Source organism: Mycobacterium sp. RTGN4, assembly GCF_033804635.1.
Lineage (GTDB): Bacteria > Actinomycetota > Actinomycetes > Mycobacteriales > Mycobacteriaceae > Mycobacterium.
This window is the reverse complement of the sequence record NZ_JAPZLB010000004.1, coordinates 265,436-282,004: the sequence shown is the minus strand read 5'-3', so window position 1 is coordinate 282,004 and position 16,569 is coordinate 265,436. Positions and strand designations below refer to the sequence as shown.

Genomic DNA, 16,569 nt, shown 5'->3' with positions numbered 1-16,569 from the left:
ACTGGAGTTAATCCTTCGGAGCGGTCGCGTAGCCGAAGGCTTCGCCGATTGTCTTGTGGTGAAACTCGAATCCGGCGCGTTCGAGCGCTGCGGGGATGGCGCGCTGCCCGCCGAGCACGCCTTCCTCGGCGAACTCGCCGAGCAGGGTGCGCAGTGCGAACCCCGGTACGGCAATCGGCGTCGGCCGGTTCAAGGCGCGGCCCAATGCTCCCGTGAACTCGGCATTGGTGACGGGCGCGGGCCCCGTTGCGTTGATCGGTCCGGACAGGTCGTGACCGATCGCGAAAAGCAGCGCACGGACCTCGTCCTCGAGGCTGATCCACGGCATGTACTGGCGACCGTTGCCGAGTCGCGCGCCGAGCCCAAGGCCGAACAGCGGCTTGATGCGGGCCAGCAGCCCACCCGCTGGGGCCAACACCAAACCCGTGCGCACCAACACCACCCGCACGCCCCCGTGCGTAGCGGATTCCGTTGCCGCCTCCCAGTCTTGGCACAGCCCGGCGAGAAAACCGCGACCCGCGGGTGCCGACTCGTCGACGACGCGGTCACGGGTGTCGCCGTAATAGCCGACCGCACTGGCGTTGACGAGTACTGGCACGCCGGCCGCAACGACGGCGCTCGACAGCACCTCGGTTGGCCCGATGCGGCTGTCGCGCAGGCTTTGCTTGAACGCTCCCGACCAGCGTTTACCACCCACGCTCACGCCGCACAGGTTGATCACCGCGTCGACGCCACGCAGCGCGCTCGCGTCGAACTCGCCAATGTCGGGATTCCAGAACAACTCGTCGGGATTCGACGGCGCCCGCCGGACGATCCTCACCACCCGGTGGTCGGCCGCGCGCAGGGCCGACGTCAGGGCCGAACCGATCAGTCCGGAGGAACCCGCGATCGCGACGACGGCATTGTTGTTTCCATCGGCCACTGGCCGTCAGCCTTTCTAGAGACCGAGGTCGGCCTCGAACGCGGCCTCTTCGAGGCGACGCTTGATGGTGGTCAGGAAACGGCCCGCGTCGGCGCCGTCGATCAGTCGATGGTCGTAGGTCAACGGCAGGTAGCAGACCGACCGGACGCCGATCGACTCGTTGCCGTTGTCGTCGACGACGACGCGTGGCCGCTTGACGATCGCGCCGGTGCCCAGCATCGCCGCCTGCGGCGGCACCAGGATCGGCGTGTCGAACAACGCCCCTTGGCTGCCGATGTTGGTGATCGTGAAGGTGCCACCCGAAAGCTCGTCGGGCTTGAGGTTGCCCGACCGCGCGCGGGCGGCGATGTCGGCGATGGCGCGGGCCAGCCCAGCCAGTGACAGATCCCCAGCGTTGTGGACGACGGGGGAGAGCAACCCCTGCTCGGTGTCGACCGCGAAGCCAAGGTGCTCGGCGTCGTAGTAGGTGATCTCCTTGGAGTCCTCGTTGTAGCTGGCGTTGACGTTCGGGTGCGCCTTCAGGGCGTCGATCACGGCGATCGCGAAGAACGGCAGGAACGTCAGGTTGACGCCCTCGCGCTCCGCGAAGCTGGCCTTGGCCCGCGCACGCAGGTTCACGATCTTGGTCAGATCGACCTCATGGGTCTGAGTCAATTGTGCTGTGGTCTGCAGGGATTCGCGCGTCTTCTTGGCCGTGATCTGACGGATCCGGTTGGCTTTCTGGACGGTGCCGCGTAGATGCGCCAGGGCCGGGGCGGGGGTGGCCGCCGGTGCGGGAGCCGCAGGCGCGGAGGCCGCGGGCGCAGCGGGTGCGGGTGCCTTCTTCGCCTCGGCGGCTGCCAGCACGTCCTGCTTGCGGACTCGGCCGCCGATGCCCGTGCCCTTCACCGTCGTCAGGTCGACGCCGTGCTCGCCGGCCAGCTTGCGCACCAGTGGAGTGACGTATGGGCTGCCGTCGCCTGCGGGCTCTGCCTTTGCGGTGGCGGGCTCCGGCTTGGGTTCTGGTTTCGGTTCGGGCTTGGGCTCTGGTTTTGGTTCCGGCTTGGGCTCGGCCTTCGGCTCTGGCTTGGGCTCTGGCTTCGGTTCGGGCTTCGGCTCCGGCGTGGGTTCGGGTGCCGGCTCGGCTGCGGGCGCGGCGCCCTCTGCACCGATCTTGCCCAGTTCACCGCCGACGGCGACGACGTCGTCCTCCTCGGCAGTGATCGCCAGCAGCGTGCCCGCCACCGGCGAGGGGATCTCGGTGTCGACCTTGTCGGTGGACACCTCGACCAGTGGGTCGTCTACCGCGACCGAGTCGCCGACCTTCTTGAGCCAGCGGGTGACGGTGCCCTCGGTGACGGATTCTCCGAGTTCGGGCATCGTGACCGACGTTGACTCGCCGGTCGACGCGACTGGCTTGGCCGGCTGCGCGGGTGCGGGCTCCGGTTCGGGTTCGGCGGCCTCGGGTGCCGGCGCTTCGGCAGCAGGTTCGGGTTCGGGTTCGGGTGCCTTTTCGGCGGGCGCGTCGCCGCCGCCGCCCTCGCCCGCCTCGCCGATGAGTCCGAGGTCGCCGCCGACCTCCACGGTGTCATCCTCGTGCGCGATGATCTTGGTCAGCACGCCGGCGACCGGCGACGGGATCTCGGTGTCGACCTTGTCGGTCGAGACCTCAAGCAGCGGCTCGTCGACAGCGACGGTGTCGCCCTCTTGCTTCAGCCATCGCGTGACGGTGCCCTCGGTGACGCTCTCACCGAGTGCGGGCATCTGGACGGAGATGGCCATGTGTGTTGACTCCTCGGACGGTCGCTCGGCACGGGTCGAATGTCGATTCCCCATCCTGTCACGTCCATCGCCGTCGGTCGTCGCAGACTCTGCAGAATCCCCAGTCGCTTCGCTTCTGCCCTCCGACAGCACGTTTTGCTCTGGCACTATCGAAAGTGAGGTCCCGTCGATTGCGGGAGGCAGCGCTGAAGGGAGTCAGGTCCAGTTGGGACTGTTGAACAGGTTTCGCGGTCGTGGCCCACGGCGCTCGACCGACGGCCAGGATCCGGATGCCGACCTCAATTACCTACGTCAGTGGGTCGTGGAGCACGAGGGTGTCGAGGCTTTCGTGGAACCGAAGACCACCGTCACCGAGGTGACGGTCGTGCTGATCGCCGCAGACGGCGAGTGGACCCGCCGACGCGCCGGCGGTGATGCCGGTGCCCGCAAGCTCAGCGACCAGCTCCAGATCCCCGTGTACGACGTGCAGAAGGTCGGCTATCCCCAGCGCATGCGCGATTACGACGCCCGCCGCCGCATCGAACGCAAGCGAGAGCGGCGACGTGCGCTCGAGGACGGGTAATTCACGTTCGGCGAGGTATCAGCCGTTGGCGGCCACGTCCTCCAGCACCGCGAACATGGTCCGCGTCGGTACGCCCGTACCACCCTTGCCGGTGTAGCCCCACGGGCCGCCGCTGTTGTAGGCCGGACCCGCGATGTCGACGTGCGCCCATTGCACGCCATCGGCGACGAACTCACGCAGGTACACCCCAGCGACGAGCATCCCCGCGAACCGCGACCCGCTGACGTTCGCCAGGTCGGCCACCGTCGACTTCAGGTCGTCCTTGAGCTCGTCGGGCAATGGCATGGGCCAGGCGTTCTCGCCGACGCCTTGCGACAGCGCGGCCACCCGATCGCGGAACTCGTCGCTGCCCATCACCCCTGGCGTACGGGCGCCGAGCGCGACGGTCTGCGCGCCCGTCAACGTGGACGTTTCGATCAGGTAGTCGGGCTCGTCCTCGCAGGCCCGCACGATGGCGTCGGCCAGGATCAATCTGCCCTCGGCGTCGGTGTTGAGCACCTCGACGGTGATTCCGCCGTACTGGGTCAGCACGTCGCCGGGCCGCTGCGCCGTGGACGACGGCATGTTCTCGGCCATCGGCACCGTTGCGATGACGTCGATCGGCAGCTGCTGCTTGGCGGCCAGCACGACCGTGGCGATGACGGCCGCGGCGCCACCCATGTCCGATGTCATGTGATGCATGTTCGCCGCAGGCTTGATGGAGATGCCGCCGGTGTCGAACGTGATGCCCTTGCCGACGAGCGCGACCGTCTTCGACTTCTTGGAGGTGCCGCCCTTGTGGATCAGCCGCACCAACCGCGGTTGGCGCGACGAGCCCTTGCCGACGCCGACGATCCCGCCGTACCCGCCCTTGTCGAGTGCCTTCTCGTCGAGCACTTCGACGAGAAGGCCGGCGGCCTCGCCCAAAGCCTTTGCCCGCTTGGCGAATTCAGCCGGGAACAGGTGGCTCGGCGGGGTGTTCACGAAATCTCGGGCGGTGGCCACCGCAGTGGCGATGTCGGCTGCGCGGGCCGCGGTGGACTTGGCGCCCTTCGCCGTCGAGAGGGCCGTCAGGGTCGTCAGGCCCGGCTCCTTGGGCGCCGTCTTGGCGCTGCGGAAGTCGGTGAACCGGTAGGACCCCAGGATCAGGCCCTCGATGGCGGCCTCCAGGTCCAGCTCGGTCAACGACGTCACCACCGACTCGGTGCCGGACAGTGCCCGAGCGGCGACGCCCGCCGCTCGCCGGATCACATCGGCAGGCCACTCGTCGCGAGCCTTGCCGAGGCCGACCGCCAGCACGCTGGCCACGGGCAGCGACGGGGCGATCACCCGGGTGGTCGACTCCGCAGCGGCCTTGGCTCCGAGCGCCTTCAACGCGACCTCGATCTCGCCGGTCGCCTCGGCGTCCAGGAACGGGTTCGCGACCACGGTGGGTTCGTCGTCCTCGCCCGCGACCACGGGCACGATCAGCACCGACGCGCCGAGGCCCTTCTTGGGCAGGGTGGCCGAGACCGTGACGGTGGGGGACTGGTAGCCGGGAGTAGTAGTCACGGGACTAAACCCTAGCGATGCGCGGAGATTAGGGTGTCGGGCGTGAGTGACAACCTGCTGCAGGGCCCCCTGGAGGACCGCCACCGCGAGCTCGGCGCGAGCTTCGCCGAATTTTCGGGCTGGTCGATGCCGGTGTCATACGCCGGCACGGTGAGCGAACACAACGCGACCCGCAATGCCGTCGGCCTGTTCGACGTCAGCCACCTCGGCAAGGCGCTGGTTCGTGGGCCCGGGGCGGCGCAGTACGTCAACTCCGCGCTGACCAACGACCTACGCCGCATCGGGCCGGGTAAGGCGCAATACACGTTGTGCTGCAACGACTCCGGCGGTGTGATCGACGATCTGATCGCCTACTACGTCTCCGACGACGAGATCTTCCTGGTGCCCAACGCCGCCAACACGCCTGCCGTCGTGGCCGCACTGATCGAGCGGGCGCCGTCGGGACTGACGATCACCGACGAGCATCGCGCCTACGCAGTGCTGGCCGTGCAGGGTCCGAAGTCCGCCGACGTGGTCGGCAGCCTCGGGCTTCCCACGGAGATGAACTACATGGGTTACGCCGATGCCCAGTTCGGCGGCGTTCCGGTCCGGGTTTGCCGCACCGGCTACACCGGCGAGCACGGCTATGAACTGCTGCCGTCCTGGGACCGGGCCGCAGTGGTGTTCGACGCGCTGGTCGAAGCCGTCTCGGCCGCAGGTGGGGAGCCCGCAGGCCTGGGCGCACGCGACACGCTGCGCACTGAGATGGGCTATCCGCTGCACGGCCACGAACTGTCGCTGGAGAGCTCGCCGCTGCAGGCCCGCTGCGGGTGGGCGGTCGGGTGGAAGAAGGACGCATTCTGGGGCCGCGACGCCTTGCTGGCGGAAAAGGCGGCCGGACCGACACGACTCCTGCGCGGGCTACGGGCCGTCGGCCGCGGGGTGTTGCGCGCCGATATGACGGTGCTCGCCGGCGACACCCCCGTCGGGGTCACGACCTCCGGAACCTTTTCTCCCACACTGAAACTCGGTATCGCGCTGGCGCTGATCGACGCCGACGCAGGCATCGCGGACGGGCAGCGCGTGGCGGTGGACGTGCGCGGCAAAGCGCTCGAGTGCGAGGTGGTCGCGCCGCCTTTCGTGGAGGCTAAAACTCGCTAGCCGCGGGTTATACAATCGCCATATGACCGAAGGCCACCTCGAGTTCTCGCTTGCCCGCAATTCCAGCCCGGCGAGCGACGAGGTACGTGCCGAGATCCTTGGCGACCCCGGATTCGGGCGGTTCCACACCGATCACATGGTGTCCATCGATTACACCGAAGGCCAGGGCTGGCACGACGCCTCGGTCCTTCCGTACGGTCCGATCGCGCTCGATCCCTCGGCGATCGTGCTGCACTACGCCCAAGAAGTGTTCGAAGGGCTGAAAGCCTACCGCTGGGCGGACGATTCGATCGTCTCGTTCCGGCCGGACGCCAACGCGGCCCGGTTGCGCACGTCCGCGCGTCGACTGGCCATCCCCGAACTGCCTGCCGACGTGTTCATCGAATCGCTGCGGCAGCTGATCGCCGTCGACAGCGATTGGGTTCCCGCGGCGGGCGGGGAGGAGTCGCTGTACCTGCGACCGTTCATCTTCGCCACCGAACCCGGACTCGGCGTGCGGCCTTCCACGCAGTATCGCTACATGGTCATCGCCTCCCCGGCCGGCGCGTACTTCAAGGGCGGCCTCAAGCCGGTGTCGGTGTGGTTGTCCACCGAATACGTGCGCGCCAGCCCCGGCGGCACCGGTGCGGCCAAGTTCGGCGGCAACTACGCGGCGTCGCTGCTGGCTCAGGCCGAGGCTACCGAACACGGTTGCGACCAGGTCGTCTGGCTGGACGCGATCGAGCGCCGCAACGTCGAGGAAATGGGCGGCATGAACCTGTTCTTCGTGTTCGGAAGCGGGGGTTCGGCGCGGCTCGTCACACCCGAACTAAGCGGTTCACTGCTTCCCGGAATCACGCGAGATTCGTTGTTGCAGTTGGCAACTGATGCGGGATTCTCCGTAGAGGAACGCAAGATCGACGTCGACGAGTGGCAGAAGAAGGCCGCCGCAGGCGAGATCACCGAGGTGTTCGCCTGCGGTACGGCCGCGGTGATCACACCGGTGTCGCACGTCAAGTCCGGCGATGGCGAGTTCACCATCGCCGATGGCGAACCGGGCGAAGTGACGATGGCGCTGCGCGACACGTTGACCGGTATCCAGCGGGGCACGTTCGCCGACACGCACGGCTGGATGACACGGCTCGACTAACGCACGGCCAGTCCCAGCGCGGCGACCGTCGTCGTCAATTCGAGCGCAGCGCCGAGCACGTCACCGGTGATGCCCCCGAATCGGCGGACGCAGTGCGCGACCAACGCGGCCGTGAGTGCCAAGGCGACGAGTACGGCTGCGGGGCCCTGCCATGGCCGCGGCGCTGCCAACGTGGCGGCGCCCGCGACGGCCACGACCCAGGCTGCCGCCACCCACCGCGGTTGAGTGCCCGCCACGGCCCCGCCAAGGGCGCTGCCCGCCGCCGCGGGCACCCCGCGCAGACAGGCCAGCACCACGGCCACCCGGCCCGCCGCGACGGCGACCACGATGCCGATAAGACTCGTGGTCGAGAACGCGAGCCCCTGAATTACCAGCGTGAGCACCACGGCCGCCACGCCGAACGGGCCTGCTGCGCCATCCCGCATGACGGCGAGCGCGCGTTCGGGCGGTCCGTAGCAGCCGAGTCCGTCGGCGGTGTCGGCCAAGCCGTCGAGGTGCAGCCCGCGGGTGAGCAGCGCCAGCACCGCAACGGCGACCATGCCGGTGAGCGCGTGTCCCGCACCGAAGGCGTGTGCCGCCGCCCACGTCGTCCCGGCCGCCGCGCCGCCCAGCAGCACGCCCACCAGAGGCAAGGCCGTCAGCGCGCCGCGCCCGAACGCATGACGTGCAGGTATCGGCAGCACCGTCGCAAACGCCAACGCGCCGGCGAGCGAGGAGATCACGTGCCGCCGTCGTTTACGGCCGCCTCCCCGAACGTGGCCATCGAGGCGAGCGTGGCCACCGCGGCCCGCACGATCGGCAGGGCCACGGCCGCGCCCGTGCCCTCGCCCAGCCGCATCTGGAGGTCGACGATCGGATCGAGTTGCAACCGCTCCAACGCCAGCGCGTGGGCGGGCTCGGTGGAGCGGTGGCCGGCCTGCCACCACGCGCGTGCGCCCGGCGCCAAGCGGTCGGCCACCAGCGCCGCCGCAGTCACCACCACGCCGTCGAGCAGTACCGGCGTGCGGCGTACCGCGGCCTGGGCGCAGAAACCTGCCATCGCGGCCAGGTCCGCACCGCCGCAGACCTGAAGCAGCGCAAGGGGACTCGTCGAAAGCCCGCGCCCCCGGTACAAGGCGTCCCGGATGGCCGCGGTCTTGCGGGCCCAGCCTTCGTCGTCGACCCCGGTGCCCCTTCCGACGACGGCGACGGGCTCCGAATCTGTCAGCGCGGCAATCAGCGTCGTTGCCGGCGTGGTGTTTCCGATGCCCATGTCGCCCGCGATCAACAGATCGGCACCGCCGTCGACCTCTTCGTCGGCAATGCGACGCCCCGCCTCCACCGCGGCGTCGGTCTGCTCGGCAGTCAAGGCGTCCTCGACGGCGATGTTGCCGCTGCCGCGGCGCACCTTGTACTTCCCGATCGCAGGCGTCAGTGGGCCATCGGAGTCGACGGCGATGTCGACGACGCGCACGGAGGCGCCCGCCAGCTCGGCCAACACGTTGATGGCCGCCCCGCCACTTTCGAAGTTCGCGACCATCTGCGCAGTCACCTCTGACGGAAAGGCCGAGACCCCGGCCGCGGTGACCCCGTGATCGCCTGCGAACACGACCACCCGTGGCCGCTCGAACTGTCGCGGGGGGCAGACCCCTTGGCACGCCGAAACCCACACCGACAGCGCTTCGAGCCTGCCCAGTGCCCCCGGCGGCTTGGTCAGCGTGCCCTGGCGGGCGAGGGCGGCGGCCTCCGCCTGCGCATCCGGCGGCGTGATGCCGGGAAAGTCCGTCACTTCGACTCCTTCACGATCAGTTCCTGCCCGGCGATCACCAAGACGACGCGGTCACACACGGCGGCCAACCGCTGGTTCAGCGCGCCGAGCGCGTCGGCGAACAGCCGGCCGGACTCCGTCGCGGGCACCACCGACAAGCCGACTTCCGGGCTGACGAGGACGAGCGGCCCACCGTAGCCGTCGACCGCGCCGACGAGCTCGTCGACGTCGCGCGTCACCGAACCGCCGGTCCACGCGCCGTGGCGATCCATTGCCGCGACCAGCCAGCCGCCCATGTCATCGACCAGGGTGGCGGGCTGCTTCGGGGCGCTCAATTGCGCTGCGACGTCGGCACTTTCGACCGTTGACCAGGATGCCGGCCTGCGGGCCCGGTGAATGGTCACCCGGACCGTCCAGTCAGGGTCGTCACTCAAGGCTCCGGTGGCCACGTAGCGGACGGGGTCATCGGGGCCGACGGAACGTGCCATCGTCGCTTCCGCCCACGCCGACTTGCCCGACCGGATGCCGCCGAGCGTCAGAACCCGCACGGCGGATCAGTCGATCTTGTCGCCGCGCTTGACCTGCGGGCGCGGTGCCCGCATCCGGCGCAGCTGGGAGGCCCGGCTGGCCGCGTAGAGCCCCAGCTTCCAGCCGCTTTCGGTGTTGTCGGGGAACTTTGCGTCGACGGCCTTGTTGACGCGGCGGCCGACGAAGACGCCATCGATCGCCATCACCACGATGAGCACGAGCATGCCCGGCGTGACGGCCTGCTGCACCGCCAACGACGGGATCGACAGCATCACGAACACCATGGCGAGCGCGGCGGGCATGAAGAGGCCCAGCACGTTGCGGCGGGAATCCACCACGTCGCGGGCCAGGCGCCGCACGGGACCCTGATCGCGGGGCAGGAGGTAACCGTTCTCGCCAGCCATCATCCGTTCGCGGCGGTCCGCCATGGCGGCGCGGCGCTGGACCTTCTCGGCGCTGCGTTCCTCCTTGCTGAGCTTCGGACCGCCAAGTTCCTTGCGGCGCTTCCTTGCCTCGGAGGCGGTCAACGGCGCAGGCGCCACCGGGCCGCGCTTGCGGGCGGCCTCGCTGCGCTTCGGCGTCGGTCTGCCCTTGGGCGCGGTGACGCGGGCGGCTGCTTGGGCCTCTTCGTCGGCGGCCGCTGCGGACGCGGCGTCCACTTCGGCTTGCGCGGTGTTCTTCTTACGGCCCAGCAGATTCACGCCACCAGGTTACTTCCGTATCCGCGCTGCCCGGCATGCGCCTCCGATTGCGCCGACATACCCTGCTGGAATGACGGGTCAGGCGCTGCGTGTGCTGATCGCCCCCGACTGTTTTGGGGACAGTTTGACCGCGGTGCAGGCCGCCGAGTCCATCGCGGCCGGCTGGGCAAGCGGCCGTCCCGACGACGCGCTGACGCTGGCTCCGCAATCCGACGGGGGACCGGGTTTCGTCGACGTTCTGGCCAGCAGGCTTGGCGAGCGTCGTTCGCTTCGGGTGTCGGGCCCACTTTCCGACGAAGTCACCGCGGAGTGGGTTTTCGATCCGGCGTCGGACACGGCCTATCTCGAATGCGCCCAGGCGTGCGGGCTGGCGCTACTGCCAGAGGGCCCCACGGTCCGAACGGCCGTCGAAGCGCACAGCGTGGGCGTCGGCCAATTGGTCGACGCTGCGCTGCAGGCGGGCGCGCGTCGAATCGTGGTCGGACTGGGTGGCAGTGCGTGTAGCGACGGCGGACGCGGCCTGGTCGACGCGCTGGGCGGGCTGGCGGCCGCCAAAGCCCGACTTGCCGACGTCGAACTGATCGCCGCCACCGACGTCGAACATCCGTTGCTGGGCGAGCGGGGCGCCGCGGCGGTGTTCGGCCCACAGAAGGGTGCCGACCCCGCCACGGTGGCCGCGCTCGAACGCCGGTTGACCGATTGGGCTGCCGAACTCGCCGCGGCGGGTCGCGATGTCCGCGGTGAACCCGGTGCGGGAGCCGCAGGCGGCCTTGGCGCTGCGTTGTTGGCCCTTGGCGGCCGCCGCGAGTCCGGGGCCGCAATCATCGCCGAGCACACCGGCTTGGCAGACGACGTCGCCGCCGCCGAGCTCATCATCACCGGTGAAGGTCGGTTCGACGACCAGTCCCTGCACGGCAAGGTGGTCAGTGCGCTGGCGGCGGGCGCCGGGGATGCGCCCGTGCTCGTATTGGCTGGCCAGGTCACGTTGGACGGCGCAGCGCTGAGCAACGCAGGCATTGCGCAGGCGCACTCCATTGCCGACTACGCCGGATCGATCCAACTCGCGATGGATGACGCCGCAAATCAGCTGGCCGGCCTGGCCAGGCAGACCTCCGCCAATTGGGCGTGACCGCGCCGTGGCGAATCTGCTGAGGGTCGGGAATAGCGGCCCAACAAGGTACCGTTGAGGAAGTTCAAGGCGGTTTCTCGGCATCGAGCCGAGGCAACGCATCCGTGAGCACGCACCAGGGAGAGAATCGATGACAGTTCAGGACGAGTCGAAGACCATCACCGCGGCCCACGGCGTCATCCTGACCGACGCCGCGGCTGCCAAGGCCAAGACGCTGATGGAGCAGGAAGGGCGCGATGACGTGTTCCTGCGGATCACCGTCGAGCCAGGCGGCTGCGCAGGCCTTCGGTACAAGCTCGAGTTCGACGACCGGTCACAGGACGGCGACCTCGACGTCGACTTCGACGGCGTCCAGCTGACCGTCGACCGGATGAGCGCGCCCTACCTGCAGGATGCCCAGATCGACTTCGTCGACGCGTTGACCGGTGGCGGCTTCACCATCAACAATCCGAACGCCACCGGGTCCTGCGCCTGCGGCGACTCCTTCAACTGACCCGCTTAGAAGGGTCCCGCGCTCCGCGGTAGATAGGAACAGACCAGGATTTCGTTGCCCTGGACGAGCAACTGTGCAACGGACTGACGGTCCACCTCGGTCTCACGCGTGGCCGTCTTCGCCTTCATGGTGAACAGGGCCTGCGCCTGGTTTTCGGACAGCGACACGATCTTGTCGACCTGCTGGACCTGAACACTGTCGAACTGCCGACGGAATACGTCGCTGGCGAGCTTGGCCAGGGCCATGTCAGGCTGCTTGTCCTTGATGGCGTCGAAGAGCCCGCAGGATGCGTTCCGTGCGATGGTCTCGTCGTCGCCCTGGGCGAGTGCGTCGAGGTATTGCTGGATGGCAGCCTTCGCCGAATCCGGATTCAACACGGCGTCGCCGGCCCCCGCGGGGCGCCGCTCGGCGAGGATCAGCGCCGCTACGACGGCTGCGATGACTGCGGCCACCAACAGCCCGAGCACGATGACCAACCATCGGCTTCGCCTGGGCGTTTTCGGGTACTCGACCGGAGGCGGAAGGCCGCCGGGGTAGGCGGCGGAAGCCGGTGGCGGCCCCGTCGGCGGAAACGGCTGCTGGGGCAGTGATTCCGGGTAAGGGGATTCGGGGTACGGAATTGGTCCGGCCATGACGTTGTTAGGCTAGCGCACTGACCTGCAGCTCGTTTCTACAAAAACGGCCGACTGCAAAGCGTCTTACTCAAACGAAAGCGGCTGACTCGAATGAAGGGTGACCCTGCGTGACCATTGCGGTGACGGGATCCATTGCGACCGACCATCTGATGCAGTTCCCTGGGAAATTCTCCGAACAGCTTTTGGCCGATCACCTGCAGAAGGTTTCGCTGAGCTTCCTCGTGGATGATCTGGTGATCCACCGCGGTGGCGTCGCAGGCAACATGGCCTTCGCCATCGGGGTGCTCGGAGGGGACGTCGCGCTCGTCGGTGCGGCGGGCAAGGACTTCGCCGAATACCGGCAATGGCTCGGGGCGCATGGCGTCGACTGCGAGAGTGTGCTGATCTCCGACTCGGCCTACACCGCTCGATTCGTCTGCACCACCGACGAGGACATGGCGCAGATCGCGTCCTTCTACCCGGGAGCCATGTCGGAGGCCAGGAACATCAAGCTTACCGACGTCGTAACGCGGACGGGCACACCGGAACTCGTCATCATCGGCGCGAACGACCCAGAGGCGATGTTCCTGCACACCGAGGAATGCCGCGCGCTGGGGCTGTCGTTCGCCGCGGATCCTTCGCAGCAGTTGGCGCGCCTGTCGGGCGAGGAGATCCGCAAGCTCATCGGCGGAGCCACCTACCTGTTCACCAACGATTACGAGTGGGATCTGCTGCTGCAGAAGTCGGAGTTGAGCGAGGCCCAGGTGATGAACCAGATCGGCTTGCGCGTCACCACGCTTGGGCCCAAGGGCGTCGACCTGGTGTCCTCTGACGGCACCTTCGTTCACGTCGGCGTGGTGCCCGAAACGCATCAGGCCGACCCGACCGGCATCGGCGACGCGTTCCGCGCCGGGTTCCTCACCGGGCGCAGTGCCGGGCTGAGCCTCGAGCGGTCCGCGCAGCTGGCGTCGATGGTCGCCGTGTTGGTGTTCGAGGCGCCCGGTCCGCAGGAGTGGAACTGGGACAAGGCGGCTGCGATGACCCGCATTACCGATGCCTACGGCACGGACGCCGGCGCCGAGATCGCCGGAGCGCTGGCCTGATCCACGGCACCGCCGTGGCAGATTAGATCTGCACGGGGTAGTGCGGCTCGCTGATCTGTGGCGTGACGCTGTGCTCGACGAAGATCGCGTGCCACAGCATGAAGATCAGCACGGTCCAGAGTCTGCGACTGTGATCACTTGCGCCGCTGCGATGTTCGTCGAGCATCTGACGCACCGCCGCGGCGTCGATCAGGTCGCCCGTCTGTGACGCGTTGACGGTCGCGTACGCCCAGTCGAGCAGCTCTCCCGTGCGCAACCAGTGCCGGATCGGCACGGGGAAACCAAGTTTCGGTCGGTTGAGCACGTGCGCGGGCACGATCGGTTCCAACGCGCGGCGTAGCGCGTACTTGGTCGTAGTGCGGGTGATCTTCTGGTCGAACGGCAATCGTGAGGCCACCGCGAAGACCTCGGGATCCAGGAATGGCACCCGCAGCTCGAGTGAGTTCGCCATCGTCATCTTGTCGGCCTTGACCAGAATGTCGCCCCGCAGCCAGGTGAAGAGGTCGATGTGCTGCATGCGCGCCACCGGATCCCACCCGTTCGAGCTGGCGTAGAGCGGCGCGGTGACGTCCGTGTGCGTCCACTCCTGGCGGAATCCCGGCAGCGTGGCGCGCAGTTGCTCGTCGGAGAAGCTGCGCGCATTGCCGTAGTACCGGTCCTCGAGGGTCAACGAGCCGCGATGCAGCAGGCTCTTGCCCCGCATCCCTTCGGGCAGGGGTTTGGACGCCTTGCCCAGCGTGCGCCGGACGGGCCGGGGGAGATAGTCGAAAGGCTTCAGCGACAAAGGTTCTCGATATATCGTGTAGCCGCCGAACAACTCGTCGGCACCCTCGCCGGACAGCACCACCTTCACGTGCTTGCGCGCCTCGCGGGCGATGAAGAACAACGGCACCAGGGCGGGGTCGGCCACGGGTTCGTCGAGATACCAGACGATCTCGGGCAACGCTGCTACGAACTCGGCCGCGCTGACGACCTTCGTCACGTGCCGGGCACCGATGGCCTCCGCCGATGCCACGGCGACGTCGACCTCCGAGAAGCCTTCGCGCTCGAAACCCGTGGTGAACGTGATCAGTCGCGGGTTGTGCCGCATCGCGAGCGCAGCGATCGCCGTCGAGTCGATGCCGCCTGACAGGAATGCGCCAACGGTGACGTCAGCACGCATGTGCTTGGCAACCGAATCCTCCAGCACCGCGGTGATCTCGTCGTAGCGGCTCTGCTCGCGGCCGGCGACGAACGGCACGGCCGCGAACTTGGGCTCGAAGTAGCGAGTCACCTTGGGCGTGCCACCCGGTCGGATCCTCGCGTAGCTGCCGGACTCCAACCGGCGCACGCCCCGATGCAACGTCTCGGGCTCCGGCACGTACTGCAGCACCGTGTAGTGCTGCACGGCGCGCACGTCGATGCCGAGGTCGACGCCTGCGTTCTCGGCCAGGGCGAGCAGGCACTTCTTCTCGCTGCCGACGATCGTGCCGCCGGGGCCGGTCGCCATGAAGAGCGGCTTGATGCCGAACGGGTCGCGCGCGCAGAACAATTCACGCTCGACGGTGTCCCACAGCGCGAACGCGAACATGCCCCTCAGCCGGTTCAGGGCCTCGGTGCCCCAGTGGTGATAGGCCGCGACGATCGTCTCACCGTCGCCGACGGTGGCGAACGCCACGCCGTAGTCGGCCGTGAGCTCGTCGCGCAGTTCGAGGTAGTTGTAGATCTCGCCGTTGAACACCAACACGTAGCGATCGGGGGCCTCCGGCGGACCCCAGCGCAGCGGCTGGTGGCTGTGCGCGATGTCGATGATCGACAGCCTGTTGAAACCCAGCACCACGTCGTCGTCGGACCAGGTTCCCGGCTCGTCAGGGCCTCGGTGACGCATCAGGTGCGCAGCACCGGACACCGCGTCGTCGAGTTCGGGAGAAACCCTTGTGGACGGGTCAGTCAGATAGGCCAGGAGTCCACACACCGGGCCAGTATGCCGGTTCGCCAACGAGAGCCGGGAGTCGTCCCGCCGTGACATACCCCGGTCGCTTCGCTCCTGCCCGCCGTGACATTCCCCGGTCGCTTCGCTCCTGCCCGCCGGGCCATTCCCGAGTCGCTTCGCTCCGCCCCGTGGGTGTGGTCTACGCTGCGTAGTATTCGCCCGTTTCCACCGACTTTCAGGAGGCGCCAACGTGACCGCTCGCGGGTGCAAGCTGGTGGCGTTGTCCGTTGTGCTCGGCGGCACTGCGCTGCTGCTCAGCGGTTGTAGCTGGGCCGACGCGCTCGCGCTCGGCTGGCCGAAGGGCATCACGCCAGAAGCCAAGCTCAACCGCGAGTTGTGGATCGCGTGCGTGATCGCGTCGCTGGTGGTGGGCGTCATCGTCTGGGCCCTGATCTTCTGGACCAGCGCGTTCCACCGCAAGAAGAAGACCGACACCGAGTTGCCGCGTCAGTTCGGCTACAACATGCCGCTGGAACTGGTGCTGACCGTGGTGCCATTCCTGATCATCTCGGTGCTCTTCTACTTCACCGTCGTGGTGCAGGAGACGATGCTCCACAAGGACCCGAATCCCGAGGTCGTCGTCGACGTCACGGCGTTCCAGTGGAACTGGAAGTTCGGCTACCAGAAGGTCGACTTCAAGGACGGCACGATCAAGTACGACGGCGTCGACGCCGCCCGCAAGGACGCCATGGTGTCCAAGCCGGAAGGCAAGGACGCTCACGGTGAAGAGCTCGTCGGCCCGATCCACGGACTGAACCCCGAAGATCGCACGTACCTGAACTTCGACAAGGTCGAGACCATCGGAACGAGCACCGAGATTCCAATCCTGGTGCTGCCCAAGGGCAAGCGCATTGAGTTCCAGATCGCGTCCGCCGACGTGATCCACGGGTTCTGGGTGCCGGAGTTCCTGTTCAAGCGCGACGTGATGCCGGATCCCAAGGCCAACAACTCGGACAACATCTTCCAGGTCAGCGAGATCCAGGAGACCGGCGCCTTCGTCGGGCGATGCACCGAGATGTGCGGGACGTACCACTCGATGATGAATTTCGAGGTTCGCGTCGTGGAACCCAACGACTTCAAGGCCTACCTCCAATACCGCACCGACCACCCAGACGGGACCAATGCCGACGCGCTGAGGGCCATTGGCCTGCCAGCCGAGGCGGTTACCACCCACCCGTTCGACACCCGGCGCGGTGAGCAGGCCGGGGTTGCCCCCCAGGCGAGCAAGTAGGGACGAC

16 protein-coding genes are annotated in these 16,569 nt (G+C 68.0%); 7 read left to right on the top strand and 9 right to left on the bottom strand.

The genetic code is table 11. From position 1 onward, the window contains the following. Positions 1 to 7: 7 nt before the first annotated feature. Entirely contained in the window at positions 8 to 922 is a 915-nt protein-coding gene (locus SLQ30_RS11210; protein WP_319446337.1) for a TIGR01777 family oxidoreductase, read from the bottom strand. Between the two features lie 15 nt (positions 923 to 937). Continuing rightward, on the bottom strand, positions 938 to 2,683 hold the full coding sequence (sucB, locus tag SLQ30_RS11205) for a 2-oxoglutarate dehydrogenase, E2 component, dihydrolipoamide succinyltransferase (RefSeq protein ID WP_319446336.1): 1,746 nt from the start codon (positions 2,681 to 2,683) through the stop codon (positions 938 to 940). Positions 2,684 to 2,888: 205 nt separating this feature from the next. Here sucB and SLQ30_RS11200 point away from each other — a divergent pair, with 205 nt between their 5' ends. Further along, positions 2,889 to 3,245, top strand: coding sequence for an oxidoreductase (locus SLQ30_RS11200; RefSeq protein WP_319446335.1), 357 nt, complete (start codon positions 2,889 to 2,891; stop codon positions 3,243 to 3,245). 18 nt (positions 3,246 to 3,263) lie between these two features. On the opposite strand, the gene SLQ30_RS11195 is transcribed toward SLQ30_RS11200, so the two are convergent. Then, on the bottom strand, positions 3,264 to 4,775 hold the full coding sequence (locus SLQ30_RS11195; protein WP_319446334.1) for a leucyl aminopeptidase: 1,512 nt from the start codon (positions 4,773 to 4,775) through the stop codon (positions 3,264 to 3,266). A gap of 42 nt (positions 4,776 to 4,817) precedes the next feature. Between SLQ30_RS11195 and gcvT the strand changes: the two genes are divergently transcribed. Continuing rightward, entirely contained in the window at positions 4,818 to 5,915 is a 1,098-nt protein-coding gene (gcvT, locus tag SLQ30_RS11190; RefSeq protein ID WP_319446333.1) for a glycine cleavage system aminomethyltransferase GcvT, read from the top strand. A gap of 22 nt (positions 5,916 to 5,937) precedes the next feature. After that, a complete protein-coding gene (locus SLQ30_RS11185; protein WP_319446332.1) occupies positions 5,938 to 7,044 on the top strand; it encodes a branched-chain amino acid aminotransferase in 1,107 nt (368 codons plus the stop codon). On the opposite strand, the gene SLQ30_RS11180 is transcribed toward SLQ30_RS11185, so the two are convergent. From SLQ30_RS11180 to SLQ30_RS11165, 4 genes are read right to left on the bottom strand one after another with little or no spacing between them, the layout of a single operon-like run. After that, positions 7,041 to 7,766 (bottom strand): adenosylcobinamide-GDP ribazoletransferase, encoded by a 726-nt coding sequence (locus SLQ30_RS11180; RefSeq protein ID WP_319446331.1) that lies wholly within the window; start codon positions 7,764 to 7,766, stop codon positions 7,041 to 7,043. The two genes, SLQ30_RS11185 and SLQ30_RS11180, sit on opposite strands and share 4 nt — an antisense overlap. Next, entirely contained in the window at positions 7,763 to 8,812 is a 1,050-nt protein-coding gene (gene cobT, locus SLQ30_RS11175) for a nicotinate-nucleotide--dimethylbenzimidazole phosphoribosyltransferase (RefSeq protein ID WP_319446330.1), read from the bottom strand. The genes SLQ30_RS11180 and cobT overlap by 4 nt, the downstream gene beginning before the upstream one ends. After that, a complete protein-coding gene (locus SLQ30_RS11170; protein WP_319446329.1) occupies positions 8,809 to 9,339 on the bottom strand; it encodes a bifunctional adenosylcobinamide kinase/adenosylcobinamide-phosphate guanylyltransferase in 531 nt (176 codons plus the stop codon). The genes cobT and SLQ30_RS11170 overlap by 4 nt, the downstream gene beginning before the upstream one ends. A gap of 6 nt (positions 9,340 to 9,345) precedes the next feature. After that, positions 9,346 to 10,020 carry a DUF3043 domain-containing protein gene (locus SLQ30_RS11165; protein ID WP_413467997.1) on the bottom strand — a complete coding sequence of 225 codons (675 nt, stop codon included), beginning with the start codon at positions 10,018 to 10,020 and terminating at the stop codon, positions 9,346 to 9,348. 70 nt (positions 10,021 to 10,090) lie between these two features. Between SLQ30_RS11165 and SLQ30_RS11160 the strand changes: the two genes are divergently transcribed. Together SLQ30_RS11160 and SLQ30_RS11155 are read left to right on the top strand one after the other, a co-directional pair. Continuing rightward, positions 10,091 to 11,149, top strand: coding sequence for a glycerate kinase (locus SLQ30_RS11160; RefSeq protein ID WP_319446328.1), 1,059 nt, complete (start codon positions 10,091 to 10,093; stop codon positions 11,147 to 11,149). A gap of 130 nt (positions 11,150 to 11,279) precedes the next feature. Then, entirely contained in the window at positions 11,280 to 11,642 is a 363-nt protein-coding gene (locus SLQ30_RS11155) for an iron-sulfur cluster assembly accessory protein (RefSeq protein ID WP_319446327.1), read from the top strand. A 5-nt stretch (positions 11,643 to 11,647) separates the two neighbouring features. Here SLQ30_RS11155 and SLQ30_RS11150 read toward each other — a convergent pair whose 3' ends face one another. After that, positions 11,648 to 12,274, bottom strand: a complete 627-nt coding sequence (locus SLQ30_RS11150) for a hypothetical protein (protein WP_319446326.1) — start codon at positions 12,272 to 12,274, stop codon at positions 11,648 to 11,650. Positions 12,275 to 12,384: 110 nt separating this feature from the next. Here SLQ30_RS11150 and SLQ30_RS11145 point away from each other — a divergent pair, with 110 nt between their 5' ends. Beyond that, positions 12,385 to 13,359, top strand: a complete 975-nt coding sequence (locus SLQ30_RS11145; protein ID WP_319446325.1) for a carbohydrate kinase family protein — start codon at positions 12,385 to 12,387, stop codon at positions 13,357 to 13,359. A 22-nt stretch (positions 13,360 to 13,381) separates the two neighbouring features. On the opposite strand, the gene asnB is transcribed toward SLQ30_RS11145, so the two are convergent. After that, complete coding sequence (gene asnB / locus SLQ30_RS11140; protein ID WP_319446324.1) at positions 13,382 to 15,313, bottom strand: asparagine synthase (glutamine-hydrolyzing); 1,932 nt, start codon at positions 15,311 to 15,313, stop codon at positions 13,382 to 13,384. Positions 15,314 to 15,419: 106 nt separating this feature from the next. On the opposite strand from asnB, the gene SLQ30_RS11135 reads away from it, so the two are divergent. Further along, positions 15,420 to 16,562, top strand: a complete 1,143-nt coding sequence (locus SLQ30_RS11135; RefSeq protein WP_413468008.1) for a cytochrome c oxidase subunit II — start codon at positions 15,420 to 15,422, stop codon at positions 16,560 to 16,562. The last annotated feature ends 7 nt before the right edge of the window (positions 16,563 to 16,569 follow it).

What these genes read in the sequence shown, in the direction of transcription:
- sucB (WP_319446336.1), bottom strand. Translation starts at nt 2,683, where the DNA reads ATGGCCATCTCCGTCCAGATGCCCGCACTCGGTGAGAGCGTCACCGAG.
- SLQ30_RS11155 (WP_319446327.1), top strand. Translation starts at nt 11,280, where the DNA reads ATGACAGTTCAGGACGAGTCGAAGACCATCACCGCGGCCCACGGCGTC.
- SLQ30_RS11150 (WP_319446326.1), bottom strand. Translation starts at nt 12,274, where the DNA reads ATGGCCGGACCAATTCCGTACCCCGAATCCCCTTACCCGGAATCACTG.
- SLQ30_RS11185 (WP_319446332.1), top strand. Translation starts at nt 5,938, where the DNA reads ATGACCGAAGGCCACCTCGAGTTCTCGCTTGCCCGCAATTCCAGCCCG.
- SLQ30_RS11160 (WP_319446328.1), top strand. Translation starts at nt 10,091, where the DNA reads ATGACGGGTCAGGCGCTGCGTGTGCTGATCGCCCCCGACTGTTTTGGG.